The sequence below is a fragment of the Pseudomonas sp. LFS044 genome (assembly GCF_047978245.1).
GTDB lineage: Bacteria > Pseudomonadota > Gammaproteobacteria > Pseudomonadales > Pseudomonadaceae > Aquipseudomonas.
This window is the reverse complement of sequence record NZ_JBFPFX010000044.1, coordinates 1-25867: the sequence shown is the minus strand read 5'-3', so window position 1 is coordinate 25867 and position 25867 is coordinate 1. Positions and strand designations below refer to the sequence as shown.

The window sequence follows — 25867 nt, the reverse complement described above, 5'->3', positions numbered from 1 at the left end:
CCCACAGGTACCCCACTAAACCTGATGACTGTGGAGCACCTGTGGGAGCCGGCTTGCCGGCGATAGGGCCGGTACTGCCAGAATAAGTTCAGCGCCGGACGGGGCGCTTCTGCAGCTTGCGCTGCAACGTGCGCCGGTGCATGCCCAGCGCCCGCGCGGTGGCGGAGATGTTGCCTTCGTGCTCACCCAGTACGCGCTGGATGTGCTCCCACTGCAGGCGGTCCACCGACATCGGGTTTTCCGGCACCAAGGTGTCCAGGTCGGTGTGCTCCGAGAGCAGCGCCGCCAGCACATCGTCGGCATCGGCAGGCTTGCACAGGTAGTTGCAGGCACCGCGCTTGACCGCCTCCACCGCGGTGGCAATGCTCGAGTAACCGGTCAGGATCACCACGCGCATCTCTGGGTCCAGCTCCAGCAACTTGGGCAGCAGCACCAGGCCGGAGTCGCCTTCCATCTTCAGGTCCAGCGTGGCGTAGTCCGGCAGGTCGTTCTGGGCCAGGACCAAGCCTTCTTCAGCGGAGCTCGCAGTGCTTACGCGAAAGCCCCGACGGCTCATGGCGCGAGCCATGACCCGGGTGAAGGTGGCATCGTCATCCACCAGCAGCAGGTGCGGCAGCTCTTCGCTTTCGACCTGGTTTTCTTCGCTCATCATTCATCTCCTCGCGTGCCATGGGGCAGGCGCAGTTCGGTGAGGGTGCCACCCTGCTCATGACTATAGAGTTTCACCGAGCCGCCCGCACGGGTCACGCTGGCTTTGCTCAGGAACAGGCCCAGGCCGAAGCCTTTGCCCTTGGTGGTAATGAAGGGTTTGCCGATGGCTTCGGCAATGGCCGGCGGCACGCCGGGGCCATGGTCGCGGATGCTGATGACGATGTCCTGGGCGTCCCAGTCCAGGTGCACTTCCAGGTCATCGGGGCAGGCATCGGCGGCATTGTTCAGCAGGTTCAGCAGCGCCTGGGTCAGGTCCGGGGGCGGCGTCAGGCGCGGCACCTGGCCGTCGCGCAAGCGCTGGAAGCGGTAGCTGGCTTCCGGGCGCATCAGGTGCCAACGGTTGAGGGCTTCATCGAGCCATTCGGTGACGTCCTGCTCGACCACGGCCAGCCGGCGGTTGGCTTCGGCGGCGCGGACCAGTTGCTGCAGCGTCTCTTTGCACAGTTTGACCTGATCCTGAAGGATCTGCAGGTCTTCCTGCAACAGCGGATCCTTGTGGTCCTGGCGCATTTCGTTAAGCAGCACGCTCATGGTCGCCAGCGGCGTGCCCAGCTCGTGTGCAGCACCTGCCGCCTGGGTGGCGACGGCCAGCAGCTGTTCATCGCGCAGGCTCTCTTCACGGCGTTCGGAGCGCAGTTGCTCCTGGCGGCGCAGCTCTTCGGCCATGCGCGCGGCGAAGAAGGTAATGACTGCAGCGGCCAGTGCGATGCTCAGCCACATGCCGTAGACCTGCATCTTGTCCCGCGCCATCGGCAACCCTTCGAGCGGGTAGAACTGCACCAGCAGCATGCTGTAGGCGGTCAGCGCGATACCCGACAGAATCAGCGAGTAAAGCCAGGGCAAGGTGACTGCGGCGATGGCCAGCGGCACCAGGTAGTAGGAAACGAATGGGTTGGTCGAGCCGCCCGAGTAATACAGCAGGGCGCTGTGGATCAGCAGGTCGCAGGCCAGCTGCAGCGCATATTCAAGCTCGGTGACCGGCAGCGACAGGCGCAAGCGCAAGGCGGTGAACGCGCACAGCAAAGATGAAAGGGCCAGGGTCGCGGCCAACGAAAACCATGGCAGCGGCAGCAGTTCGGTCCAGTAGGCAACGCCCACGGAGCCGGCCTGGGCGGCCAGGACCAGAACCCGAATGACAGTCAGGCGCCAGAGGTTCTGGCGTGTAGCGGACAGCGGTTGTGCGGCGGCGAGCATGAGCTCTCCTGATGAGTGCTCCAGGAAAATCGGCTGGAGTATACCGAAGCCGGGCGGCCAGCTGCAGCGATGCGGCAAAGCGCCACACTTTGTCACAGGTTCATGATGGCACTTTTGAACCCAGTACACTGTTCCCGGTCTTAAGGGCCATGCGTGGGATGGACGCCCTGAACCCACGCCTTTTATTGCCAAGGAGTACCACATGCATATCCCTCGTCGCGGCGCTGCCCTGATCCTCTCCTGCGGCCTGCTCGCCAGCCTGCCGGCGCTGGCGGCTGATGAGCCGCGCTACAACCAGGTATCGCTGCGTGCCGAAGTCAGCAAGGAAGTGCCGCGCGACCTGATGGTCGTGACCCTGTATAGCGAAGCGCAGAACACCGACCCGGGCAAGCTCGCCAAACAGATCACCGAAACCATGAACAAAGCCGTGCAACAGGCCCGCCAGGTAAAGGACGTGAAGATCAGCCAGGGCAGCCGTAACAGCTACCCGGTGTACGACAGCAAGGGCCAGAAGATCACCGGTTGGCGCGAACGTGCCGAACTGCGCCTGGAAAGCGCCGACTTCCCGGCCCTGTCGCAGCTCAGCGCCGACCTGCTGCAGGACCTGAAAATGGGCGGCATGGACTTCTCCATCGCCCCGGCTACTCGCAAAACCAGCGAGGACGAGCTGCTCAAGGATGCAGTCAACGCCTTCAAGGCACGTGCCCAGCTGGCGACCGAAGCGCTAGGTGGCAAGGGCTACAAGGTGGTCAGCCTGAACCTCAACAGCAGCGGCTACCCACGCCCTTACCTGCGCAGCGCCCCCATGGCGATGAAGGCCATGGGCGCGGATGAAGCCGCACCGGCTCCGGATATCGAAGCAGGCACCAGCGAAGTCAGCATGAATGCCGATGGGCTGATCGAAGTCCAGATGCCCTAAGCCTGTTCATCAGGGGCGCCAAGCGCCCCTTTCAGCAAATTTCAGACATTTCCTACGCACCAACAACGCGCATCCTACGTATATCCCTCCCCGAAATATTCTGCAAAAAGCCATCATTTTGCCCTCGCAAACGTTTAACTTCCGAGAAAGTTACATGGATGCGACATCCATGTACGCCCGTACTACTTTTCTGACGCCAACTATCCTTCGGAGTGTTGCATTGGGTACATCCCCTGCATAAGTATCCGCAGGTCGGCTCACGAGGCCACCTCAAACCAGAAAAATGACAACAATGAGGCCACCATGCTCAAACACGCAGTCATTCCGTTTCTGCTCGGCGCAGGCTTGCTGAGCGGCGCCCCGCTTGCCCACGCCGCGTCCAACCTGGTGTTCTGCTCCGAAGGCAGCCCGGCCGGTTTCGACCCGGGGCAATACACCACCGGAACCGACTTCGACGCCTCGGCCGAGACCGTGTTCAACCGCCTGACCCAGTTCGAACGGGGCGGCACCGCCGTCATCCCGGGCTTGGCGACCCAATGGGATGTGTCCGACGACGGCAAAACCTACACCTTCCACCTGCGTGAAGGCGTCAAGTTCCACACCACCGACTACTTCAAGCCAAGCCGCGAATTCAACGCCGACGACGTGCTGTTCACCTTCAACCGCATGCTCGACAAGAACCACCCGTTCCGTAAGGCCTACCCCACCGAATTCCCCTACTTCACCGACATGGGCATGGACAAGAACATCGCCAAGGTGGAGAAAGTAGACGCACACACCGTCAAGTTCTCCCTCAACGAAGTAGACGCCGCGTTCATCCAGAACCTGGCCATGAGCTTTGCCTCCGTGCAGTCGGCCGAGTACGCCGACCAGTTGCTCAAGGATGGCAAGGCCGCCGACATCAACCAGAAGCCGATCGGCACTGGCCCATTCGTGTTCAGCAAATACCAGAAGGACGCGCAGATCCGCTTCAAGGGTAACAAGGACTACTGGAAACCCGAGGACGTGAAGATCGACAACCTGATCTTCGCCATCACCACCGACGCCTCGGTGCGCATGCAGAAGCTGAAGAAGAACGAATGCCAGGTCACCCTGTTCCCGCGCCCGGCCGACATCGAGCCGCTAAAGGCCGACAAGAACCTGCAGATGCCGCAACAGGCCGGTTTCAACCTCGGCTACATCGCCTACAACGTGATGGACAAGATCAAGGGCAGCAACGAGCCCAACCCCATGGCCAAACTCGAAGTGCGCCAGGCACTGGACATGGCCGTAGACAAGCAGAAGATCATCGAATCGGTCTACCAGGGCGCCGGCCAGCTCGCCGTCAATGGCATGCCCCCGACCCAGTGGTCCTACGACACCAGCATCAAGGACGTGCCGTACGACCCGGAAAAGGCCAAGCAACTGCTCAAGCAAGCCGGCGTCAAGGAGGGCACCGAGATCACCCTGTGGGCCATGCCGGTGCAACGCCCGTATAACCCCAATGCCAAGCTGATGGCAGAGATGCTGCAGTCCGACTGGGCCAAGATCGGCATCAAGGCGAAGATCGTCAGTTACGAATGGGGCGAGTACATCAAACGCTCCAAAGGCGGCGAACAGGGCGCCATGCTGATCGGCTGGAGCGGTGACAACGGTGACCCGGACAACTGGCTGGGCACCCTGTATGGCTGCGACGCCATCGACGGCAACAACTTCTCCAAGTGGTGCTACAAGCCCTACGACGACCTGATCAAGCAGGCCAAAGCTACCTCGGACCAGGCCAAGCGCACCGAGCTTTACCAAAAGGCGCAGCACATCCTCAAGGAGCAGGTGCCGATTACCCCGATCGCCCACTCCACGGTCTACCAGCCGATGAGCGCCAAGGTGAAGGACTTCAAGATCAGCCCGTTTGCGCTGAACGCCTTCTACGGCGTCAGCGTAGAAAAATAGCCCCGGGCCACCCTCCGCCCCTCCCGTAAACCAAACCCGCCCCCGACGCTACCGCGCCGGGGTTGGGGTGCCTGTTGCCGCAATTCGTATCCCGAAGCAGTGCAACAGATGGAAAAGGATTTGCCATGCGCCATACAAAACTGTTTTGCAGCGTGCTCGCCCTGGGCCTGCTGGCCCCAGCCGGCGCCGCCCACGCCAAGAACCTGGTGTTCTGCTCCGAGGGCAGCCCGGCCGGGTTCGACACCGCCCAATACACCAGCGCCACCGACAATGATGCGGCCGAACCGCTCTACAACCGCCTGGTGGAGTTCGAACGCGGCGGCACAGCGGTGCACCCCGCACTGGCGAGCAAATGGGAGGTTTCCGGCGACGGCCTGCGTTACACCTTCCACTTGCGCGAGGGCGTGAAATTTCACGCCAACAAGGCCTTCACCCCCACCCGCGACTTCAACGCCGACGACGTGCTGTTCACCTTCAACCGCATGCTCGACAAGGGCCACCCGTTCCGCCAGGCCTACCCCACCGAGTTCCCCTACTTCGTCAGCATGGGCCTGGACAAGAACATCGCCCGGGTCGAAAAGACCGGCCCGCTAACTGTCGTGTTCAGCCTGAACACAGTCGATGCCGCGTTCATTCAGAACCTGGCGATGAGCTTCGCATCGATACTGTCGGCGGAATATGCCGAGCAATTGATGGCCAGCGGCCGCCCCAGCGACATCAACCAGCAACCCATCGGCACCGGCCCGTTCGTGTTCCAGCGTTACCAGAAGGATTCGCAGATCCGCTTCAAGGGCAACAAGGAGTATTGGGCGCCGGATGAAGTGAAGATCGACAACCTGGTGTTCTCGATCAACACCGACCCTTCGGTGCGCATCCAGAAGCTGCGCCGCAACGAATGCCAGGTGACCTTGCACCCGCGCCCGGCCGACCTGCCGGCGCTCACGGCTGACAGCAAATTGCAGGTGCTGCAGCAGCCGGGCTTCAACCTCGGCTACATCGCCTACAACACCCAGCACCCTCCGTTCGACCGTCTGGAGGTGCGCCAGGCCATGGACATGGCGGTGAACAAACAGGCGATTCTGCAGGCGGTTTATCAGGACTCCGGCCAGCTGGCCGTGAACGCCATGCCGCCGACCCAGTGGTCCTACGACAACAGCCTCAAGGACGCGCCCTTCGACCCGGAAAAAGCCAGGCAGCTGCTCAAGCAGGCCGGCGTCAAGGAAGGCACCGAGGTCACGCTGTGGGCCATGCCCGTGCAGCGCCCGTACAACCCCAACGCCAAGCTCATGGCCGAGATGCTCCAGGCCGACTGGAACAAGCTCGGCTTCAAGGTGCGCATCGTCAGTTACGAATGGGGCGAGTACCTCAAGCGCATGAAAAGTGGCGAGCACGATATCGCCCTGATCGGCTGGACCGGTGACAACGGTGACCCGGACAACTGGCTTGGCACCCTCTACAACTGCGATGCCATTGGCAGCAACAACTATTCGCTGTGGTGCGACCCGCAGTACGACAGCCTGGTCAAGCAGGCCAAACAGGTCACCGACCGCGAGCAGCGCACCGTGCTGTACCAGCAGGCCCAGCAGCGCCTCAAGCAGCAGGTGCCGATCACGCCGGTGGCGCATTCAACTGTGAACCAGCCGATCAGCATCAAGGTGGCCGATTTCAAGGTAAGCCCCTTTGGCCGCAATGACTTTTCTGGTGTGAGTGTTGATTGAGCGCTAGCCGGTGCTGGCCCTATCGCCGGCACGCCAACACAACTCCCCCGATTTTGCCCGGCAATCCCGGGCAACCCTGGCAACCCTGGCAACACCGCGAAAAAAACCGGCCCACAAGGCTAGGTAATAACTAAAAGAACAGAAAGGGAGCTTTAACCTTGAGACCATTCACCCTCACCGCGCTGGCCTTATCCATGGGCGCATGCTGCGCCATGGCCCAGGCCGAAACCCAAAGCCAGGACTACGTCCCGTTCAGCATCAAAGGCACCAGCGAACAGGACGAAGCAAAAGGCTTCATCGACGGCCAGAGCCTGTCCGGCAGCACCCGCAACTGGTACGCCCGCGAACGCGCCACCCGCGCCCCGCTGTGGAAGTACTACAAAAGTGACGGTCGCCGCCACGACACCCACAGCCGCGACAACTGGTTGCAAGGCACCATCCTCAACTACAGCTCGGGCTTCACCCAGGGCACCGTGGGCTTTGCGGTCGAAGCTGCCGGCTACAACGCCATTGCCCTGGAGCAGGGCCGCGCTGCCATCGCCGGCCCCAACAACCGCACCCTGACCCACAGTGACGGCGACCCCGTCGGCCAGTGGAGCAAGATGGGCCTGGCCAACGTCAAGGCGCGCGTGTCCAACACCACCTTGACCGTCGGCCGCCAGTCGGTGGACACACCGATGATCGCCTACATCGGCAACCGCGCGTTGCCTTCGAGCTTCCAGGGCGCATTTCTGCACAGCGCCGAGTTCGACAACCTGTCGTTCGACCTGGGCACCTTCGACCGTGTGTCACCACGTACCGAACAGAGCCTCAGCAAGTTCCGCAGCGAGTACGGCGCCGCCGGCGTCGAGACCGACCGCGCCAGCACCACCGGGGTCAACTACCAGCCGCTCAAGAGCCTGACCACCAGCCTGTACGCCACCAAGGTCGACGACTTCTGGAACCAGTACTACTTCGGCGCCAACCACGTGCTGGGCGACAGCGCGGTGCTGAGCCTGACCACCGGCCTGAACTACTACAAGACCGTGGACGAAGGCAGCAAGAAGATGGGCGAGATCGACAACGACACCTACAGCCTGTCGCTCGGCCTCACCCATCAGGCCCATACCCTCAGCGCGTCCTGGCAGCAGGTCAACGGCAACGAATACTTCGACTACCTGCACGAAACCAACGGCATCTACCTGGCCAACTCGCTGCTCTCGGACTTCAACGGCCCGAACGAGAAATCCCTGCAGATTTCCTACGTGCTGAACATGGCCCCGTACGGTGTGCCGGGCCTCAAGTTCAACCTGTACAACGCACGCGGCTGGGGCATCGACGGCACCCATTACCGGGGCACTGCCTATGACGTCACCGGCATGGACGGCGAAACCCACTACGAGTGGGGCATCGGCACCAGCTACGCAGTGCAGAGCGGCGCGCTGAAAGACACCAGCATCCGCGCCACCTACACCGCGCACCGTGCCAGCAAGGCGCAGGCCGATGGCAGCCTGGACGAGCTGCGCATCGTCACCACCATTCCATTCAACATTCTCTGACCGCTGACGCCACGGTTCACCTACGCATGGGCCGTGGCGTCTACGCTGGAATCAATGCGAGCAAGGAGTTCACATGACATTGCTACCCCTGCGCGCTGCCCTGGCAGCGGTCATCCTCGGCGCCGCCGGCAACCTGGCGGCCAAGCCGCTGGTGGTGTGCACCGAAGCCAGCCCGGAAGGCTTCGACATCGTCCAGTACACCACGGCGGTCACCGCCGACGCCTCAGCCGAAACGGTATTCAACCGCCTGGTCGATTTCAGGCCCGGCACTACCGATATCGAACCCGCCCTGGCCGAGCGCTGGGACATCTCCGCCGATGGCCTGACCTACACCTTCCACCTGCGCCAAGGGGTGAAGTTCCACACCACCGACTACTTCACGCCGACCCGCGACTTCAACGCCGACGACGTGCTGTGGAGCCTGCGCCGCCAGCTCGACCCGAACCACCCGTGGCACGACAAGACCAGCGTCGGCTACCCGTATTTCGAGAGCATGGCCTTCAAGGACCTGCTCAAGTCGGTGGAAAAAACCGACGACTACACCGTGGTCATCACCCTTGCCCGCCCGGAAGCGCCGTTCCTGCGTGACATGGCCATGGCGTTCACGTCGATCTACTCCGCCGAGTACGCCGACCAATTGCTCAAGGCCGGCAAAACCGGCGACCTCAACAGCAAGCCGATTGGCACTGGCGCGTTCATCTTCCAGCGTTACAACAAGGACGCCCAGGTGCGCTTCAAGGCCAACCCGGAGTACTTCCGCGGCAAGCCACCGGCCGACACCCTGGTGTTCGCCATCGCCACCGACGGCAACGTACGCCTGCAGAAGCTGCGCGCCAACGAGTGCCAGGTCGCGTTGTACCCCAAGCCGGATGACGTGCCCTCGATCAAGGCCGACTCCAGGCTGAAGGTCGCCGAGATCGAAGCCCTGGTCACCGGCTATATCGCCATGAACACGGAACACAAGTACCTCAGCGACGTGCGCGTGCGCAAAGCCATCAACATGGCTTTCGACCGCCAGACCCACGTCGATCAGCTGTTCGGCAAGGGCAACGCGCTGGTCGGGGTCAACCCCTACCCGCCGACCATGATCGGCTACAACAACGACAACCAGAACCCGCCACGCGACCTGGCCAAAGCCCGTGAACTGCTCAAGCAGGCCGGTGTGCCGGAAGGCACGGTGATTACCCTGTTCACCCGCAACGGCGGCGGCCCGACCAACCCCAACCCGCGGCTGTCTGCCGAGATGCTGCAGGCGGACCTCGCCAAGATCGGCCTCAAGCTGGATATCCGGGTGATGGAATGGGCCGAGATGCTGCGCCGCGCCAAAAAAGGCGAGGCCGACCTGGTGTCCACGGGCTGGGCCGGCGACAACGGCGACCCGGACAATTTCCTCAGCCCCCTGCTCAGCTGCGACGCTGCAAAAACCGGCGAGAACTACGCGCGCTGGTGTAACTCGAAATTCCAGGAACTGATCACCCGCGCCCGCGAAGTGATCGACAACGACGAGCGTGCCAGGCTCTATGCCGAGGCCTTGAAGGTGTACGATGACGACCAGCCCTGGATCAGCATGGCGCATCCGAAGATGTTCACTGCCATGCGTGACAACGTGGAGGGTTACGTGATCAACCCTCTGACCAACAACAACTTCGCCACCACCAAGGTGAAGTAGAACAACAACGATCGCCGGCAACCCACACGGGCACCGGCGGCACCGCCGTACAACGGCTGATGAGGTAACCCCGACAATGTTGAGTTTTATTGCCCGGCGCCTGGGCCTGCTGATTCCGACTTTTTTCGGCATCACCTTGCTGACCTTCGCGCTCATACGCCTGATCCCCGGCGACCCGGTGGAAGTGATGATGGGCGAGCGCAGGGTCGACCCCGAAATGCACGCCCAGGCCATGGAGCGCCTGGGCCTGAACAAGCCGCTGCCGGTCCAGTACCTGGACTACGTCGGCAAGCTGGCCCAGGGTGACCTGGGCGAGTCGCTGCGCACTCGCGAAAGCGTGTGGACCGAGTTCCTCACCCTGTTCCCCGCCACGCTGGAACTGGCCTTCGCCGCGCTGTTGTTCGCCGGCATCGTCGGGCTGCTGGCCGGGGTGATCGCGGCGCTCAAGCGCGGTTCGCTGTTCGACCATGGGGTCATGGGCATATCCCTGGCCGGCTACTCGATGCCGATCTTCTGGTGGGGCCTGATCCTGATCATGTTCTTCTCGGTAAGCCTGGGCTGGACGCCGGTGTCCGGGCGTATCGACCTGCTGTATGACATCGAGCCGAAAACCGGCTTCATGCTGATCGACACCCTGCTCAGCGACGAGGAAGGTGCGTTCAAGGATGCCGTGATGCACCTGATCCTGCCGGCCATCGTGCTCGGCACCATCCCGCTGGCGGTGATCGCCCGCATGACCCGCTCGTCGATGCTCGAAGTGCTGCGCGAAGACTACATCCGCACCGCCCGCGCCAAAGGCCTGTCGCCGGCCCGCGTGGTGTTCGTGCACGGCCTGCGCAATGCGCTGATCCCGGTGCTGACTGTATTCGGCCTGCAGGTCGGCACGCTGCTGGCCGGTGCGGTGCTCACCGAAACCATCTTTTCCTGGCCGGGCATCGGCAAGTGGCTGATCGAAGCCATCGGTGCCCGTGACTACCCCGTGGTCCAGAACGGCATCCTGTTGATCGCCTGCCTGGTGATTCTGGTCAACTTCGTCGTGGACATCCTCTACGGCCTGGCCAACCCACGCATCCGTCATCAGCGCTGAGGCCTTCGCCATGACTAGCCCGATTCCGAAACCCGTCACACCGGCCAGCCCGGTGGACCAAAGCTTGCTCTACCCCTCGCCGTACAAAGAATTCTGGCACGCCTTCGCGCAAAACAAGGGTGCCGTGATGGGCCTGGCGTTCATGTGCCTGGTGGTGTTCTGCGCGCTGTTCGCGCCATGGGTCGCACCGCACAACCCGAGCGAGCAGTACCGCGACTTCCTGCTGACGCCGCCGGTGTGGCTCGAAGGCGGTACCTGGCAATTCATCCTCGGCACCGACGAGCTCGGCCGCGACCTGCTCTCGCGGCTGATCCAGGGTGCGCGGCTGTCGCTGCTGATCGGCCTGTCGTCGGTGGTGATGTCGCTGATCCCGGGCATTCTGCTGGGCCTTTTGGCCGGCTTCTTCCCGAACTTCATCGGCCCATCGATCATGCGCCTGATGGACGTGATGCTGGCGCTGCCCTCGCTGCTGCTGGCCGTGGCGATCGTCGCCATTCTCGGCCCAGGCCTGATCAACACAGTGATCGCCATCGCCATCGTCTCCTTGCCCTCGTATGTGCGCCTGACCCGCGCCGCGGTGATGGGCGAACTCAACCGCGACTACGTCACCGCCGCACGCCTGGCCGGTGCCGGGCTGCCACGGCTGATGTTCGTCACCGTGCTGCCCAACTGCATGGCGCCGCTGATCGTGCAGGCAACCCTGAGCTTCTCCTCGGCCATCCTCGACGCTGCTGCACTGGGCTTCCTGGGCTTGGGCGTGCAACCGCCGACGCCTGAATGGGGGACCATGCTGGCCTCGGCCCGCGACTACATCGAGCGCGCCTGGTGGGTGGTGAGCCTGCCCGGCCTGACCATACTGCTCAGTGTGCTGGCCATCAACCTGATGGGCGACGGCCTGCGCGATGCGCTGGACCCGAAACTCAAGAACGCCGCCTGAGGAGAGCGCCATGTCACTGTTGCAGATCAACAACCTGAACGTGCGCTTCGGCGACGCCAACGCAGTACCGGTGGTGGACGGCCTGGACCTGGCGGTGGACGCTGGCGAGATCCTGGCCATCGTCGGCGAGTCCGGCTCGGGCAAATCGGTGACCATGATGGCCCTGATGGGCCTGATCGATGCGCCCGGGCGCATCACCGCCGATACGCTCACCTTCGACGGCACCGACATGCTCAAGCTCAGCGGCCGCCAGCGCCGCAAGGTGGTGGGCAAGGACATCGCCATGGTCTTCCAGGACCCGATGACCGCGCTGAACCCCAGCTACACCGTGGGCTTCCAGATAGAAGAAGTGCTGCGCCAGCACCTGGGCCTCAAAGGCAAGGCGGCGCGCCAGCGGGCGCTGGAGCTGCTGAAAAAAGTCGAGATCCCGGCTGCCGAAAGCCGCCTGGACGCCTACCCGCACCAGTTGTCCGGCGGTATGAGCCAGCGCGTGGCGATCGCCATGGCAATTGCCGGCGAGCCTAAGCTACTGATCGCCGACGAGCCGACCACGGCCCTCGACGTGACCATCCAGGCGCAGATCATGGAGCTGCTGGTCAACCTGCAGAAGGAGCGCAACATGGCGCTCATCCTGATCACCCACGACCTTGCCGTGGTCGCCGAAACCGCCAAGCGGGTCTGCGTGATGTACGCCGGCCAAGCGGTGGAAGTGGGCCAGGTGCCGGAGCTGTTCGACGTGCCGGCACACCCTTACAGCGAGGCGCTGCTGGCAGCGATCCCCGAACACAGCATTGGTGCCGAACGCCTGGCGACCCTGCCCGGCATCGTGCCCGGCCGCTACGACCGACCCGCCGGCTGCCTGCTGTCGCCACGCTGCCCCTATGTGCAGGACAACTGCCGGCGCCAGCGCCCGCCCCTCGCCCCTCAGGCTCATAGCCTGGTGCGTTGCTTCTACCCGCTGAACCAGGAGGTGGCGTGATGGCCGTCGTACTTACCGCCCGGGAGCTGACCCGGCATTACGAAGTCTCCCGCGGGCTGTTCAAGGGCCACGCCCTGGTGCGCGCGCTCAATGGTGTGTCGTTCGAACTGGAGGCCGGCAAGACCCTGGCTGTCGTTGGCGAATCCGGCTGTGGCAAATCGACATTGGCACGCGCCCTGACCTTGATCGAAGAGCCGTCCTCAGGCTCGTTGCAGATCGACGGCACCGAAGTGACGGGCGCCAGCAAAAGCGAGCGCAAGCAGTTGCGTCGCGATGTGCAGATGGTGTTCCAGAGCCCCTATGCCTCGCTCAACCCCCGGCAGAAAATCGGCGACCAATTGGCCGAGCCGCTGCTGATCAACACGTCGCTGAGCAAGGCCGAGCGGCGCGAGAAAGTGCAGAAGATGATGGAACAAGTCGGCCTGCGCCCGGAGCACTACCAGCGTTACCCGCACATGTTCTCGGGCGGCCAGCGCCAGCGTATCGCCTTGGCCCGGGCGATGATGCTGCAACCGAAAGTACTGGTGGCTGACGAGCCGACTTCCGCGCTGGACGTGTCGATCCAGGCGCAGGTACTGAACCTGTTCATGGACCTGCAGAAGGAATTCAACACGGCGTATGTGTTCATTTCGCACAACCTGGCCGTAGTGCGGCATGTGGCGGATCAGGTGTTGGTGATGTACCTGGGCCGGCCAGCGGAGATGGGGCCGAAGGCGGATATCTACGAGAAGCCGCTGCATCCGTATACCCAGGCATTGCTGTCGGCGACACCGGCGATTCACCCGGACCCGTTGAAGCCGAAAATTCGCATTGTGGGGGAATTGCCCAACCCGCTGAACCCGCCGGATGGGTGTGCGTTTCACAAGCGGTGCCCGTATGCGACGGAGCGCTGTGGCGTTGAAGTGCCGGCGTTCAGGCCGGTCGGCACCCGGCAAGTTGCCTGCCATTATGCGGAGCAGTTTCTCTAGACCGGTGTGAAATTCATCGCGGGCAAGCCCGCTCCTACACGTTCAGCGCCTGTAGGAGCGGGCTTGCCCGCGATGGGCCGCAAAGCGGCCCCAAGCAATTCAATGCATGAATATCGCAATCAGGATGATCACCGGAATCGGTACCCCAAGCATCCACAGCAGTAATGAGCGCATGTTGTTTCTCCTTACTTAACGTTGAACGGTTCGACGCGCGGTGTAACCCATTTCATCCCCTTCCAGCCATTGCACATGATCACGCTGACGGCCACCGTACAGCGCCGCAAGGCTGGCAAAGAACGCACCACACAACAGCGCAACAAAGGTCCACAGCGCGGTCCATGCCGCTACCTTGGCAGCGGTATCCGCAGCTTGTTTCGCCTGCACTTTGGCTTGTTCAACCTGAGCGAACACCTGGTCGACGCGCGCCTCGGCCTCGGCCTGGCTCAGCCGTGTACGTTGCGCCACCAGTTGCGCGAGGTAAGTGCGATCGCCTTCGGCAAGGGTGCCTTCGGTGATCGACCTGGCGATGATCCGCGCCGCAACGCCGTTGGCGGCGTCATCGCTGACCGGGGCCGGGCCGTCACTGCGGAACAGGCTATCGACGAAATACCCGTTCGGGTCAGGCTTGGGTGCCACGCTTGCAGCTGCCCCCACGGCGGTTGCACCCGCCTGCACGCCTGCACCGGCCAGGCCACCGACTGTACCCACGATCAACATCGCGGCCACCAAGGTGGCCACTGCCCAGGAGAGGAAGCCATGGGCTGTATCGCGGAAATACACTTCGTCACCATGCAGGTTGGCCCATTTAACCCGCAACCGGCCGGCAATGTAGCCACCAAGGCCGGAAGCGAGAATCTGGGTCAGCAACAGCCAGATGATCGTTGAGATGCCCAACGCCTTGGCGCTCGCGCCTTCATTGGCCCAAGGCGAGGTGGCGGCAAAGCCCAGACCCGCACCGAGCACCACGAGGATGAGTGAAAGAGACGCCGCAGCAGCGGCACCGGCAAAGATCGCGGCCCATGACACGCCTGAGCGTGACTGGGTATCGGCATACGGATAATCGGCAGAGGGGATCATGATGTGTTCGCCTTTGTTGTGAGCAACAGGTCCTAGTCGCGCTACTACCGCTGCAGACGCTGTGCCACATGTGTCAAAAAATGACTCCCTGCAAATTCAAGGTGTTAGCTTCATTCGCTAATTTTTGATCGTGCAAAAAACCCGGATCGCGGTTAGCGCCTCAGGGTTTATGCAATGCGTGCGGGTTATTGGCCGCAAAGCGGCCTCAAGACAAGGCCGCCCCAGGAGGGTAACGGCAAACCTATGTAGACACGGGCACGTCCCAGCCTCCATCCGCGCCCCTTTCGAGTTGCTGGTGATCGCCCCCTAACGCTGTCAGCATCCCTGTACGCCGGTCCAGTGACCGACCGTCCGGATACACGGTGTGCCCACTCGCGTGAAAGACACGACCATCAGGGTGGGTCAGTGTGCTCCGCTTGCCTATCGATCCATCCTCATAGGTGGCAGTCCCTTCCATATAAAAATGATTGGCACCCACATGACGAAAAACGTACTCACCCCCAGCATCGAGGTAGATCTCGGTGCCGGGCACTTGGTCGTCCAGCACCCTCTCCCCCCAATCAACAGAGGATGAGCGCCCCTTTCTAGGCTCGAAGAGCGCGTCAACACCTCTCCTGAATATCAATCGCACTAAAACGTTTCTTTTAGGACGGTCAACGAGTGCTTCCTCTGGAAATCTCCACAGCCCCTCTTCGAAGGGCTCAAGGCCTGTGGTATCGAACCCCGGTTCCACAGGTTGCCAATTTCCATCGGTGTCTTGCACTTCCCACCCCGGATCAGTTGATAATTCATCCACCATAGCGTTCGACTCCTGAAGTTAGGATTGGCCCCGTCGCTGGCTGTTCAGCCCTCTCAAAGCGTGACGACCACTTTGCCATCTTCATCAAATTCCCCTTGCACTTCTGCGCCGTCTGGCAGCGTCACGATCCTGCTCGCCCGGTTATAGGATGCACCGTTCTCATACTTCACGTTCCCATCCGGCGTCGAAACACTGCCATCGGGGTGTTTTATTTCCGTGTCCGTTGCGATTGATCCATCTATGTATATAAATGTCCCATCCGAGTTCTGTTGGCTGTCTTTAGGGTGTTGGAATACATTCCCCTGAATTTCATCGACAACTATCTGGACAGCAACAGGCGCGATGAAGTGTTCCAAAAATGCCTCGCCAGCTTCCGAAACCACACCTTTAAGTCGACGCCCCCTGATGCTCCCTCCGATACGGCCCGGCTTTATCCGCTTCTTCCTGCGAAACCCACCCCCTGATTTTAACGCTGCATACTCTGGTGCATCGGGATCAAAATCCTGCGACATAATTACCCAGTCACCATTCGGGTTAAGCATTTCCCACTCGCCTTCTTCCCATTCACTGTCTTCAAACATATCGACCGCCTCTGCACTTTAGTCATTTAGATTCATAACAACGCAGTCGCTCATGGCCAGCACCGCCAGCCCTGAACCTGCGTGCAAGAGCAAACTAAAGTTCGGCCATTGCTTTAAGCACCCGTAAATAATTCCATCACAATGCAAGCCCCGACATTTCGCTATATCCGATCGCTTGAATTGTTATTCCAATTCATGCAGTCTGCTGCTATCCCACTGCAAATGCCGACACTTCCACCATGCTTCAACCTGACGGTCCCGAACACACGGCAGCCACCAGAGAGACCGTGCTGCGCTACCACCTGTGCTGGAAGCACCGCGACCTCGACGGCGTGATCGCGCTCTATCACCCCGACGTCCAGTACCACGATTTCTTCCAGAACCGCGTGCTCGGCTACCAAGCGCTGCGCGACTATGTGCGCGCCTGCCTGCCACACGAGGCCGGCGAGGATATCGTCCACAGCGACCGCATCCGGGTCGACGGCTGCACGGCGTTCATTCAGTACCAGGTCACGGTGCAGGGTGGTGAGGGCTTGGTGGCGTTCCAATCGAGCGAGGCGATCACGGTCAAGGACGGGCTGATCTGGCGGGTCAACGAATACGCCACGCTGGTCCGCCAGAACAGCCAGGGCCTGGCCAGCAGCGGCCCACGCCCGGCCACCAGCCGCCTGGGCCTGTCGCCGCGGCAGCTGTCGACCATGGCCCAGGACCTGGAGCACTACTTTCAGCGCCAGCGGCCCTACCTCGACCCGGAGCTGGACCTGCAGCAGGTCGCCGACGCCAGTGGCTACAGCCGTAACCAGATCTCCTACCTGCTCAACCAGGTGCTCGGGCAAAGCTTCTACCGCTACGTCAACCAGGCCCGTCTGCAGCACCTGATGGCCAGCCTGAACGATGACAGCGTGGAAGCGACGATCGACGACCTGGCCTTCAGCGCCGGCTTCAATTCCCTGTCGGCGTTCTACAAGTGCTTTCGCCAACACACAGGGCTCACGCCCAAGGCCTACCTCAAGCAAATTTCCCTGCGTGCACGCACGTAGGACAGCCCTCCCCCAACGCCACTAGCATCGCCCACAGACCTTGACGGAATGTGGAGCCGAACCCGATGCAACCCCTGCGCACACTCAGCCTGTGGATGGACCAGCTCGACGAGCCGCTGTGTGCCCGCCCGGCGCTGCGCGAAGACCTTGAGGTCGACGTCTGCATCATCGGCGCGGGCTACACCGGCCTGTGGACGGCGTATTACCTCAAGCGCCAGGCCCCTCACCTGAACATTGCAGTGATCGAGGCCAACATCGCAGGCTTCGGTGCTTCTGGGCGCAACGGCGGTTGGCTGATGGGCAACCTGCTCGGCGAGGACCGCCTGCTCGCCACCCTGTCGCCGCAGCAACGCCGCGCCAGCATCGACCTGCTGCACGGCATCCCCGATGAAGTGCACGCCGTGCTGCAACGTGAAGCCATCGACTGCGACTACCGCAAAGGCGGCGTGCTGTACTGCGCCGCCCGCTACCCGGAACAGGAGCGCAGCCTGCGCGCCTACCTCGACGACCTGTACCGCCAAGGCATGACCGAGGATGACTACCGCTGGCTGCGCCCCGATCAGCTGGATGGGCAGTTGCGCGTGAGTAACGCCTACGGCGCGATCTACAGCCCGCACACCGCGACCATCCAGCCGGCCAAGCTGGTGCGTGGCCTGGCCCGAGCGGTGGAGGCGCTGGGTGTGCCGATCTACGAGAACACCCCCGCCGTCGACTGGCAACCCGGTGAAGTACGTGCGCCGCTGGCGCGCGTGCGCTGCCAGTGGATGGTGCCTGCCGTCGAGGGCTACGCCGCCAGCCTGCCGCCGCTGGGCAAGCATCAGCTGCCGGTGCAGAGCTTGCTGGTGGCGACCGAACCGCTACCCGAATCGGCCTGGGAGCAGATCGGCCTTGCCCATGGCCAGGCCTTCAGTGAAAGCAGCCGCCAGGTCACCTACGGCCAACGCACCGCCGACAACCGCCTGGTGTTCGGCGCCCGCGGCGGCTACCGCTTCGGTGGCCGCCTGCGCGAGGACTTCACCCTCACCGAGGCCGAAGTCGAACTGCGCCGCTACTTGTTCGGCGAGCTGTTCCCGCAGCTCAAGCATGTGCGCATCACCCATTCCTGGGGCGGCAACCTGGGCATGGCGCGGCGCTTCCGCCCGCATATGCTGTGCGACCGCCAGCGCGGTATTGCCCTGGCCGGTGGCTACGGCGGCGAAGGGGTCGGCGCCACCAACCTCGGTGGGCGCACCCTGGCCGCGCTGATTCTGGGCCAGCACAACGAACTGACGGCACAACCCTGGGTGCTCGACAACCGCCCCGTGTCGAGCCTCGCCGCCTGGCCACCCGAACCCTGCCGCTGGCTCGGCTACAACGCGATCATCCAGAGCTTCGTCCACGAGGACCGGACCCTCGCCAACCCCGCCAGCGCGCCGTGGAGGCGGCGCCTGGCCAGTTCCCTCGCAGACTTCATGGAAGGCTTCATGCACTGACTTCCCTTTCACCTACACAGGATCCACCGGTCATGAGCATCACCCAGTTCAAACACACAGACAGCGCCGTGCTGGAAAGCTCCAACCCAGTCGCAGTCCCCCTCGGCGAGCCCGTTGCAGTGGCGTCGGTCACCTGCGTGGAGCGCAGCGATGGCGTCGAGACCGGCATCTGGGAATGCACACCCGGGCGCTGGCGGCGGCAGATCGTGCAACAGGAGTTCTGCCACATCATCAAGGGCCGCTGCACCTTCACCCCCGACGGCGGCGAGCCCCTCTACATAGAAGCCGGAGACGCATTGATGCTACCGGCCAACAGCATGGGTATCTGGGACATCCAGGAGACCGTGCGCAAGACTTACGTGCTGATTTTCTGATCCGCTGATCGCCTGCCTTCGATAACAACAGACAAAGCAAGGTAAACCCGACATGCGCACCTTCCTTCTCGCACCCCTGATGCTGGCTGCCAGCGTGGCCAGCGCCACCGACACGGTGAAAATCTACAACTGGTCCAGCTACGTCGCCCCCGACACCCTGAAGAACTTCCAGCAAGCCACCGGCATCGTGCCGACCTACGACGTGTACGACAGCAACGAAACCCTCGACGGCAAGCTGATGACCGGCAACTCCGGCTACGACGTGGTGTTCCCCTCCAACCACTTCATGGCCCGGCAGGTCCAGGGCAAGGCGTTGAAGCGCCTGGACAAATCGCAGCTGCCCAACTGGCACAACCTCAACCCGGTGCTGCTCAAGGCGCTGGAAGTGAACGACCCGGGCAACCAGTACGGTTTCCCTTACCTGTGGGGCAGCACCGGCATCGGCTACAACATTGACAAGGTCAAGGCGGTGCTGGGCGACAACGCGCCGGTGGGCTCGTGGGACCTGATCTTCAAGCCGGAGTACATGAGCAAGCTGAAAAGCTGTGGCGTAGCGGTGTTGGACAACGGCCCCGAGCTGCTGCCGATCGCCCTGCATTACCTGGGCTTGCCGCATCACAGCCAGGACCCGAAGGATTACCAGAAGGCCAAGGATTTGCTGATGAAGGTGCGGCCGTACATCAGCTACTTCCATTCATCCAAGTACACGGGTGACCTGGCCAATGGCGATATCTGCGTGGTGGTCGGTTTCTCGGGTGACGTGCTGCAGGCGAAAAACCGCGCCGACGAAGCGAAGAACGGCGTGAAGGTGGGATACTCGATTCCCAAGGAAGGGGCGCCGATGTGGTTCGACATGGTTGCCATGCCGGCCGATGCGCCGGATGAGAAGGCGGGGTATGCCTACATGAACTACCTGCTGCAGCCGGAGGTGATGGCCAACATCAGCAACCATGTGCAGTACGCCAACGGCAACCTCAAGGCTGACAGCCTGGTGGACCCGGCGATGAAGGGCAATACGATGATCTACCCCAGTGACGAGGTGATGGGCAAGTTGTATGCGCTGGAGGCGATGCCGGCCAAGATCGACCGCATTCGCACCCGGATCTGGACCAGTATCAAAGCCGGGAACTGAGCCCCGTGTAGTTTTCACTGGCCTCATCGCTGGCAAGCCAGCCCCCACAGGAACTGCACAAGCCTGCAGGGCTGTGCTTATCCTTGTGGGAGCTGGCTTGCCGGCGATGAGGCCAGATCAGACAACACAACTGCCTGATCTGGCGTCTGAGGATCAGTGGTGCTCGCGAGTAGCGCGGAATTTCACATCCGGCCAGCGCTCTTCCATCAGCGACAGGTTGACCCGGGTCGGGGCCAGGTAGGTCAGGTGACCGCCGCCGTCGATGGCCAGGTTTTCCATGGCCTTGACCTGGAATTCCTCGAGCTTCTTCTTGTCATCGCAGCTGATCCAGCGCGCCGACCAGACGGTGATCGGCTCGTAGGCACACTCCACCTTGTACTCTTCCTTCAGGCGGCTGGCGACCACGTCGAACTGCAGCACACCGACCGCACCCAGGATGATGTCGTTGCTGCGCTCCGGGAAGAACACCTGAGTGGCGCCCTCCTCGGCCAGCTGCTGCAGGCCCTGGCGCAGTTGCTTGGACTTGAGCGGGTCTTTCAGGCGCACGCGGCGGAACAGTTCCGGAGCGAAGTGCGGAATACCGGTGAAGCCCAGCGCTTCGCCTTCGGTGAAGGTGTCGCCGATCTGGATGGTGCCGTGGTTGTGCAGGCCGATGATGTCGCCGGCGTAGGCTTCTTCGAGCTGCTCACGCTCGGACGAGAAGAACGTCAGGGCGTCACCGATGCGCAGGTCCTTGCCCGTACGCACGTGGCGCATCTTCATGCCCTTCTCGTACTTGCCCGAGCAGATGCGCATGAAGGCGATACGGTCGCGGTGTTTCGGGTCCATGTTCGCCTGGATCTTGAACACGAAGCCCGAGAACTTCTCTTCCACCGGCTCCACGGTACGCTCATGGGCGACACGGGCCAGCGGCCGCGGGGCCCAGTCGACAACAGCGTCGAGCACATGGTCGACACCGAAGTTGCCCAGGGCGGTACCGAAGAACACCGGCGTCAGCTGGCCATTGATGAACTCGTCCTGGTCGAACTCATGGCAGGCACCCTGTACCAGCTCGAGCTGCTCGATGAAGCGATCGTATTCATCACCCAGGTGCGCACGGGCTTCATCGGAGTCGAGCTTCTCGATGATCTTGACCTCGGTACGCTCGTGGCCGTGGCCCGGGGTGTAGACGATGATGTAGTCACCGGCCAGGTGGTACACGCCCTTGAAGTCGCGGTAGCAACCGATCGGCCAGGTGATCGGCGCGGCCTTGATCTTCAGTACCGCCTCGATTTCGTCGAGCAGTTCGATCGGGTCGCGGATGTCACGGTCGAGTTTGTTGATGAAGCTGACGATGGGCGTGTCGCGCAGGCGGCAGACATCCATCAGGGCGATGGTCCGCGGCTCTACACCTTTACCGCCGTCGAGCACCATCAGCGCCGAGTCCACTGCGGTCAGGGTGCGGTAGGTGTCTTCCGAGAAGTCTTCGTGGCCGGGGGTGTCGAGCAGGTTGATCATGTGCTCGCGGTACGGGAACTGCATCACCGAGGTGGTGATGGAGATGCCGCGCTGCTTCTCCATTTCCATCCAGTCGGAAGTGGCGTGGCGGTCGGACTTGCGCGACTTCACGGTACCGGCGACGGCAATGGCCTTGCCCATCAGCAGGAGCTTCTCGGTGATGGTGGTCTTACCGGCGTCGGGGTGGGAAATAATTGCGAAAGTGCGGCGCTTCGCGACTTCGGCGGCCTGTTTGGTCATGGGAAATCGCCTGACTGGGGGATTCAAAAAGGGGCGATATCATACCTGAAGTGAGGCACTCGACCAAAGCCCAAGTCATCGGCAACCTCACTGGTCCGCGCAGAGGCCCGGATCGACTCCACCAATCCTCAATAACTCGTTATTTCAGGACAAATGGCCACAGGCCAGTTATTTCAACGCCTTCAGCGCATTAAGTCGCTGTTTTCTCTCGCCAAATTTCTATCCAACCAGTGATTAACACTGGCCAAATGCCGCCCCAGATGGGAACCTTTATGCCCTCGGAGACGTCCACTCCCCTGCAACCCGCTTCGGTTAGGGACTGGTTTCATCAGCTTTTTCGGGCCCGACGGGGTTCGGCTCATGGCCTGATCGCAGCCCTCGGTTGCTTCACGCTGCTACTCGCGAACACACCACTCGCTGCCAGGTATGGCCGGCCAAAAAAGAGTGTGCTCGCCGACAACACAAGGAGTCCGCCTGTGGCTACACGCTACGGAAAAGGGCTGTTGGGATGCGCCACCGTGCTCGTCATCCTGGCCCTGCTGATCCACTGGATCGGCATCGACACGATCGCGCGCTACCGCGACGATCTTGGGTTCTACCTGCAAGCGCACCTGGTCCTGGTGCTGGCTTCGATGGCGGCGGCGTTGGCCGTGGGCATCCCCGCCGGCATTGCGTTGAGTCGACCGCACCGGGTCGACAAAGCCGAGCGCTTCATGCAGTTCTTCAACGTTGGCAACACCATCCCCCCCTTGGCCGTTCTGGCCATCGCCCTGAGTATCCTGGGCATCGGCGCCGGGCCTGCGATCTTCGCGCTGTTTCTCGCCTCCCTCCTGCCCATCGTGCGCAACACCTACGAAGGCCTGAAAAACGTCCCCGCCTCGCTCAAGGAAGCCGCCACCGGCATTGGCATGACCCCGCGCCAGCAACTGTGGCAAGTGGAGTTGCCCAATGCCGTGCCGATCATCGTCGGCGGTGTGCGCGTGGCCCTGGCGCTCAATGTCGGTACCGCGCCGCTGGCGTTCCTGATCGGCGCCAACAGCCTGGGCAGCCTGATCTTCCCCGGCATTGCCCTGAACAACCAGCCACAGCTGCTGCTGGGCGCTGCCTGTACCGCGCTGCTGGCACTGGTGCTGGATGCCGCGGTGAGTTTCTCCAGCAAGCGCTGGCTGGAACGTGGCCTGGCCCAATAAAAGAGGGAACGTATGAAGAAGAGAATCGCCTTGCTGCTGGGCGCGGCCCTGCTGTTCGCAGGATTTGCCCAGGCTGCGGACAAACCGCTGGTACGCATCGGCGCGCGGGTGTTCACCGAACAGACCGTGCTCGCCGAAATCACCGCCCAATACCTGCGCGCCAATGGCTTCGACGTGCGCGTGACCACCGGCCTTGGCAGCAGCATCGCCCGCCAGGCCCAGGAAACCGGCCAACTCGACCTGATGTGGGAATACACCGGGGTGTCGCTGGTGTCCTATAACCACATCGACGAGCGTATGCCCAGTGCCGAGGCCACCTACGCCAAGGTCAAGGAGCTGGATGCAAAGAAAGACCTTATCTGGCTGACCCCGTCGAAATTCAGCAACACCTATGCCCTCGGCCTGCCGAAGCAGGTCGCCGAGGCCTACCCGCAGATCAATTCGATCAGCGACCTCAACCAGGTGTTGCGCGACGAGAGCAAGCGTAATCACCTGGTGGCCCTGGACACCGAGTTCGCCAACCGCCCCGACGGCCTGGTCGGGCTGAAGGAGATGTACGACCTGCAAGTCGGCCGCGCCAACATCCGCCAGATGGACGCGGGCCTGGTCTACACGGCCATGCACAACAACCAGGTGTTTGCAGGCCTGGTCTACACCACTGATGGCCGCCTGAGCGCCTTCAACCTCAAGCTGCTCGAGGACGACAAGCACTACTTCCCCGACTACACCGCCGCCCCGGTGGTGCGCAAGGCAGTGCTCGACGCCAACCCGCAACTGGTCGCCCTGCTCAAGCCATTGGCCGAGCAGCTCGATGACGAGACCATGCGCCAGCTCAATGCCAAGGTCGATGTGGAACACCAGAGCCCAACGGCGGTGGCCGCCGCGTTCCTCAAAGAGCATCCCCTCAAGGAGGTACAGCCATGAGCCTGCTCGACACGTTCGCCCACCTCGACTGGGCCCAAGTGCTGCAACTGACCTGGCAGCACATCATGCTGGTCGGCATCGCCGTCAGCCTGGCGATCCTCGTTGGCGTACCGCTGGGCATTCTGATGACCCGCTTCCCGGCCGTGGCCGGGCCGCTGCAGGCCAGCGCCACGGTGCTGCTGACCATCCCGTCGATCGCCCTGTTCGGGCTGCTGCTGCCGTTCTACTCCAAGTTCGGCCAGGGGCTGGGGCCATTGCCTGCAATCACGGCGGTGTTCCTTTATTCGCTGCTGCCGATCCTGCGCAACACGTACCTGGCCCTGACCAACGTCGAGCCCGGCATCCGTGAAGCCGCACGCGGCATCGGCATGACCTTCGGCCAGCGCCTGCGCATGGTCGAGCTGCCCATCGCGGTGCCGGTGATCCTCGCTGGCGTGCGCACCGCCGTAGTGATGAACATCGGCGTCATGACCATTGCCGCGACCATCGGTGCCGGTGGCCTGGGCGTACTCATCCTCACTTCCATCAGCCGCAGCGACATGTCGATGCTGCTGGTCGGCGCCGTGCTGGTCAGCCTGCTGGCGATCATCGCCGACCTGCTCCTGCAAACCCTGCAACGTGCCCTGACTCCAGAAGGACTGCGCTCATGATCGAACTCAAGAACCTCAGCAAGACCTTCAACGTCAACGGCAAGGACGTAAAAGCCGTCGACTCGGTCAGCCTGACCGTCAACGAAGGCGAAATCTGCGTGTTCCTCGGCCCTTCTGGCTGCGGCAAGAGCACCACGCTGAAAATGATCAACCGCCTGATCACGCCGACCTCCGGCCAGGTCTTCATCAACGGTGAAGACACCAGCGGGCTGGATGAAGTGACCCTGCGCCGCCGCATCGGCTACGTCATCCAGCAAATCGGCCTGTTCCCCAACATGACCATCGAAGAGAACATCACCGTGGTCCCGCGCCTGCTCGGCTGGGACAAGCAGCGTTGCCACGAGCGCGCCCGCGAGCTGATGAGCATGATCAAGCTCGAGCCCAAACAGTACCTGCAGCGCTACCCACGTGAGCTGTCCGGTGGCCAGCAACAGCGCATCGGCGTGATCCGCGCGCTGGCGGCCGATGCTCCGGTGTTGTTGATGGACGAACCCTTCGGTGCGGTCGACCCGATCAACCGCGAGATGATCCAGAACGAGTTCTTCGAGATGCAGCGGGCGCTGAACAAGACCGTGATCATGGTCAGCCACGACATCGACGAAGCGATCAAGCTTGGCGACAAGATCGCCATCTTCCGCGCCGGCAAGCTGCTGCAGCTGGACCACCCGGACACCCTGCTGGCGCACCCGGTGGATGACTTCGTGAGCAACTTCGTCGGCCAGGACAGCACCTTGAAACGCTTGCTGCTGGTGCGTGCCGAGGATGCCGCGGACAACGCGCCGTCGGTGAGCCCGGAGACCCCGGTGAGCGATGCGCTGGAGTTGCTGGACGAGCACGACCGCCGCTATGTGGTGGTGACCGATGCGCAGAACAAGGCACTGGGCTATGTACGCCGGCGCGACATGCACCGCCAGCAAGGCACGTGCGGTGACTTCCTGCGCCAATTCAATGCCACCGCCTCCCATGATGAGCATCTGCGCATCCTGTTGTCGCGGATGTACGAGTTCAACCGTTCGTGGTTGCCGGTGCTGGATGCCGAACAGGTGTTCCTGGGCGAGGTGACGCAGGAGTCGATTGCGGCTTACCTGAGCTCGGGGAGATCGCGGGGGGCGAAGACCAGTATCGTTTCACCGGCTGAGGCGGTAGTTTCCTGACCTTTGGGGGCGCTTTGCGCCCCAATCGCCGGCAAGCCGGCTCCCACAGGTACTGCGCAGGGCTTGAGCCTGTGGAGGTCCCTGTGGG

General features: G+C 62.4%; 22 protein-coding genes. 17 read left to right on the top strand and 5 right to left on the bottom strand.

Annotated features, from left to right (window positions below; all coding sequences use genetic code 11):
• Positions 1-88: 88 nt before the first annotated feature.
• Both ACNQPL_RS25595 and ACNQPL_RS25590 read right to left on the bottom strand, forming a co-directional pair.
• Positions 89-649, bottom strand: coding sequence for a response regulator transcription factor (locus tag ACNQPL_RS25595; protein ID WP_346611983.1), 561 nt, complete (start codon positions 647-649; stop codon positions 89-91).
• Positions 649-1905 (bottom strand): ATP-binding protein, encoded by a 1257-nt coding sequence (locus ACNQPL_RS25590; protein WP_346611984.1) that lies wholly within the window; start codon positions 1903-1905, stop codon positions 649-651. The genes ACNQPL_RS25595 and ACNQPL_RS25590 overlap by 1 nt, the downstream gene beginning before the upstream one ends.
• A 202-nt stretch (positions 1906-2107) precedes the next feature.
• Here ACNQPL_RS25590 and ACNQPL_RS25585 point away from each other — a divergent pair, with 202 nt between their 5' ends.
• The 9 genes from ACNQPL_RS25585 to ACNQPL_RS25545 all read left to right on the top strand — a co-directional run bounded on the left by ACNQPL_RS25585 (position 2108) and on the right by ACNQPL_RS25545 (position 13649).
• Complete coding sequence (locus ACNQPL_RS25585; protein ID WP_346611985.1) at positions 2108-2824, top strand: SIMPL domain-containing protein; 717 nt, start codon at positions 2108-2110, stop codon at positions 2822-2824.
• A 303-nt stretch (positions 2825-3127) separates the two neighbouring features.
• Positions 3128-4753, top strand: coding sequence for an ABC transporter substrate-binding protein (locus tag ACNQPL_RS25580; protein ID WP_416468270.1), 1626 nt, complete (start codon positions 3128-3130; stop codon positions 4751-4753).
• 125 nt (positions 4754-4878) lie between these two features.
• Positions 4879-6471, top strand: coding sequence for an ABC transporter substrate-binding protein (locus ACNQPL_RS25575; protein WP_346611987.1), 1593 nt, complete (start codon positions 4879-4881; stop codon positions 6469-6471).
• Positions 6472-6629: 158 nt separating this feature from the next.
• Positions 6630-8009: an OprD family porin gene (locus tag ACNQPL_RS25570; protein ID WP_416468267.1), complete on the top strand. Its 1380-nt coding sequence runs from the start codon at positions 6630-6632 to the stop codon at positions 8007-8009.
• A gap of 73 nt (positions 8010-8082) precedes the next feature.
• Entirely contained in the window at positions 8083-9678 is a 1596-nt protein-coding gene (locus ACNQPL_RS25565) for an ABC transporter substrate-binding protein (protein ID WP_416468264.1), read from the top strand.
• Positions 9679-9754: 76 nt separating this feature from the next.
• A complete protein-coding gene (locus tag ACNQPL_RS25560) occupies positions 9755-10765 on the top strand; it encodes an ABC transporter permease subunit (protein ID WP_016485006.1) in 1011 nt (336 codons plus the stop codon).
• A gap of 10 nt (positions 10766-10775) precedes the next feature.
• Positions 10776-11702, top strand: a complete 927-nt coding sequence (locus ACNQPL_RS25555; RefSeq protein ID WP_346611990.1) for an ABC transporter permease subunit — start codon at positions 10776-10778, stop codon at positions 11700-11702.
• A 10-nt stretch (positions 11703-11712) separates the two neighbouring features.
• The gene (locus tag ACNQPL_RS25550) at positions 11713-12681 is read left to right on the top strand and encodes an ABC transporter ATP-binding protein (RefSeq protein ID WP_346611991.1); all 969 of its coding nucleotides are present in this window, start codon (positions 11713-11715) and stop codon (positions 12679-12681) included.
• Positions 12681-13649: a peptide ABC transporter ATP-binding protein gene (locus ACNQPL_RS25545; protein WP_416468261.1), complete on the top strand. Its 969-nt coding sequence runs from the start codon at positions 12681-12683 to the stop codon at positions 13647-13649. Before ACNQPL_RS25550 ends, ACNQPL_RS25545 begins: the two co-directional genes overlap by 1 nt.
• A gap of 189 nt (positions 13650-13838) precedes the next feature.
• On the opposite strand, the gene ACNQPL_RS25540 is transcribed toward ACNQPL_RS25545, so the two are convergent.
• Together ACNQPL_RS25540 and ACNQPL_RS25535 are read right to left on the bottom strand one after the other, a co-directional pair.
• Complete coding sequence (locus ACNQPL_RS25540) at positions 13839-14726, bottom strand: hypothetical protein (RefSeq protein WP_416468259.1); 888 nt, start codon at positions 14724-14726, stop codon at positions 13839-13841.
• 852 nt (positions 14727-15578) lie between these two features.
• Positions 15579-16106 carry a hypothetical protein gene (locus tag ACNQPL_RS25535; RefSeq protein WP_416468257.1) on the bottom strand — a complete coding sequence of 176 codons (528 nt, stop codon included), beginning with the start codon at positions 16104-16106 and terminating at the stop codon, positions 15579-15581.
• A 239-nt stretch (positions 16107-16345) separates the two neighbouring features.
• On the opposite strand from ACNQPL_RS25535, the gene ACNQPL_RS25530 reads away from it, so the two are divergent.
• From ACNQPL_RS25530 to ACNQPL_RS25515, 4 genes are all read left to right on the top strand, one after another.
• On the top strand, positions 16346-17146 hold the full coding sequence (locus ACNQPL_RS25530) for a nuclear transport factor 2 family protein (protein WP_346611995.1): 801 nt from the start codon (positions 16346-16348) through the stop codon (positions 17144-17146).
• A 65-nt stretch (positions 17147-17211) separates the two neighbouring features.
• Positions 17212-18618 carry an NAD(P)/FAD-dependent oxidoreductase gene (locus ACNQPL_RS25525; protein WP_416468255.1) on the top strand — a complete coding sequence of 469 codons (1407 nt, stop codon included), beginning with the start codon at positions 17212-17214 and terminating at the stop codon, positions 18616-18618.
• A gap of 32 nt (positions 18619-18650) precedes the next feature.
• Positions 18651-18992 (top strand): cupin domain-containing protein, encoded by a 342-nt coding sequence (locus ACNQPL_RS25520; protein WP_346611997.1) that lies wholly within the window; start codon positions 18651-18653, stop codon positions 18990-18992.
• A gap of 52 nt (positions 18993-19044) precedes the next feature.
• Positions 19045-20124: a polyamine ABC transporter substrate-binding protein gene (locus ACNQPL_RS25515; protein WP_346611998.1), complete on the top strand. Its 1080-nt coding sequence runs from the start codon at positions 19045-19047 to the stop codon at positions 20122-20124.
• A gap of 153 nt (positions 20125-20277) precedes the next feature.
• Here ACNQPL_RS25515 and ACNQPL_RS25510 read toward each other — a convergent pair whose 3' ends face one another.
• Positions 20278-21861 (bottom strand): peptide chain release factor 3, encoded by a 1584-nt coding sequence (locus ACNQPL_RS25510; protein WP_346611999.1) that lies wholly within the window; start codon positions 21859-21861, stop codon positions 20278-20280.
• Between the two features lie 476 nt (positions 21862-22337).
• Here ACNQPL_RS25510 and ACNQPL_RS25505 point away from each other — a divergent pair, with 476 nt between their 5' ends.
• Genes ACNQPL_RS25505 through ACNQPL_RS25490 form a run of 4 tightly spaced genes read left to right on the top strand, consistent with a single transcriptional unit; the run spans position 22338 to position 25779 of the window.
• Positions 22338-23051: an ABC transporter permease gene (locus tag ACNQPL_RS25505; RefSeq protein WP_387524825.1), complete on the top strand. Its 714-nt coding sequence runs from the start codon at positions 22338-22340 to the stop codon at positions 23049-23051.
• A 12-nt stretch (positions 23052-23063) separates the two neighbouring features.
• On the top strand, positions 23064-23975 hold the full coding sequence (locus ACNQPL_RS25500; RefSeq protein ID WP_387524822.1) for a glycine betaine ABC transporter substrate-binding protein: 912 nt from the start codon (positions 23064-23066) through the stop codon (positions 23973-23975).
• A complete protein-coding gene (locus ACNQPL_RS25495; protein ID WP_008090677.1) occupies positions 23972-24625 on the top strand; it encodes an ABC transporter permease in 654 nt (217 codons plus the stop codon). The genes ACNQPL_RS25500 and ACNQPL_RS25495 overlap by 4 nt, the downstream gene beginning before the upstream one ends.
• A complete protein-coding gene (locus tag ACNQPL_RS25490; RefSeq protein WP_346612002.1) occupies positions 24622-25779 on the top strand; it encodes an ABC transporter ATP-binding protein in 1158 nt (385 codons plus the stop codon). Before ACNQPL_RS25495 ends, ACNQPL_RS25490 begins: the two co-directional genes overlap by 4 nt.
• Positions 25780-25867: the final 88 nt, after the last annotated feature.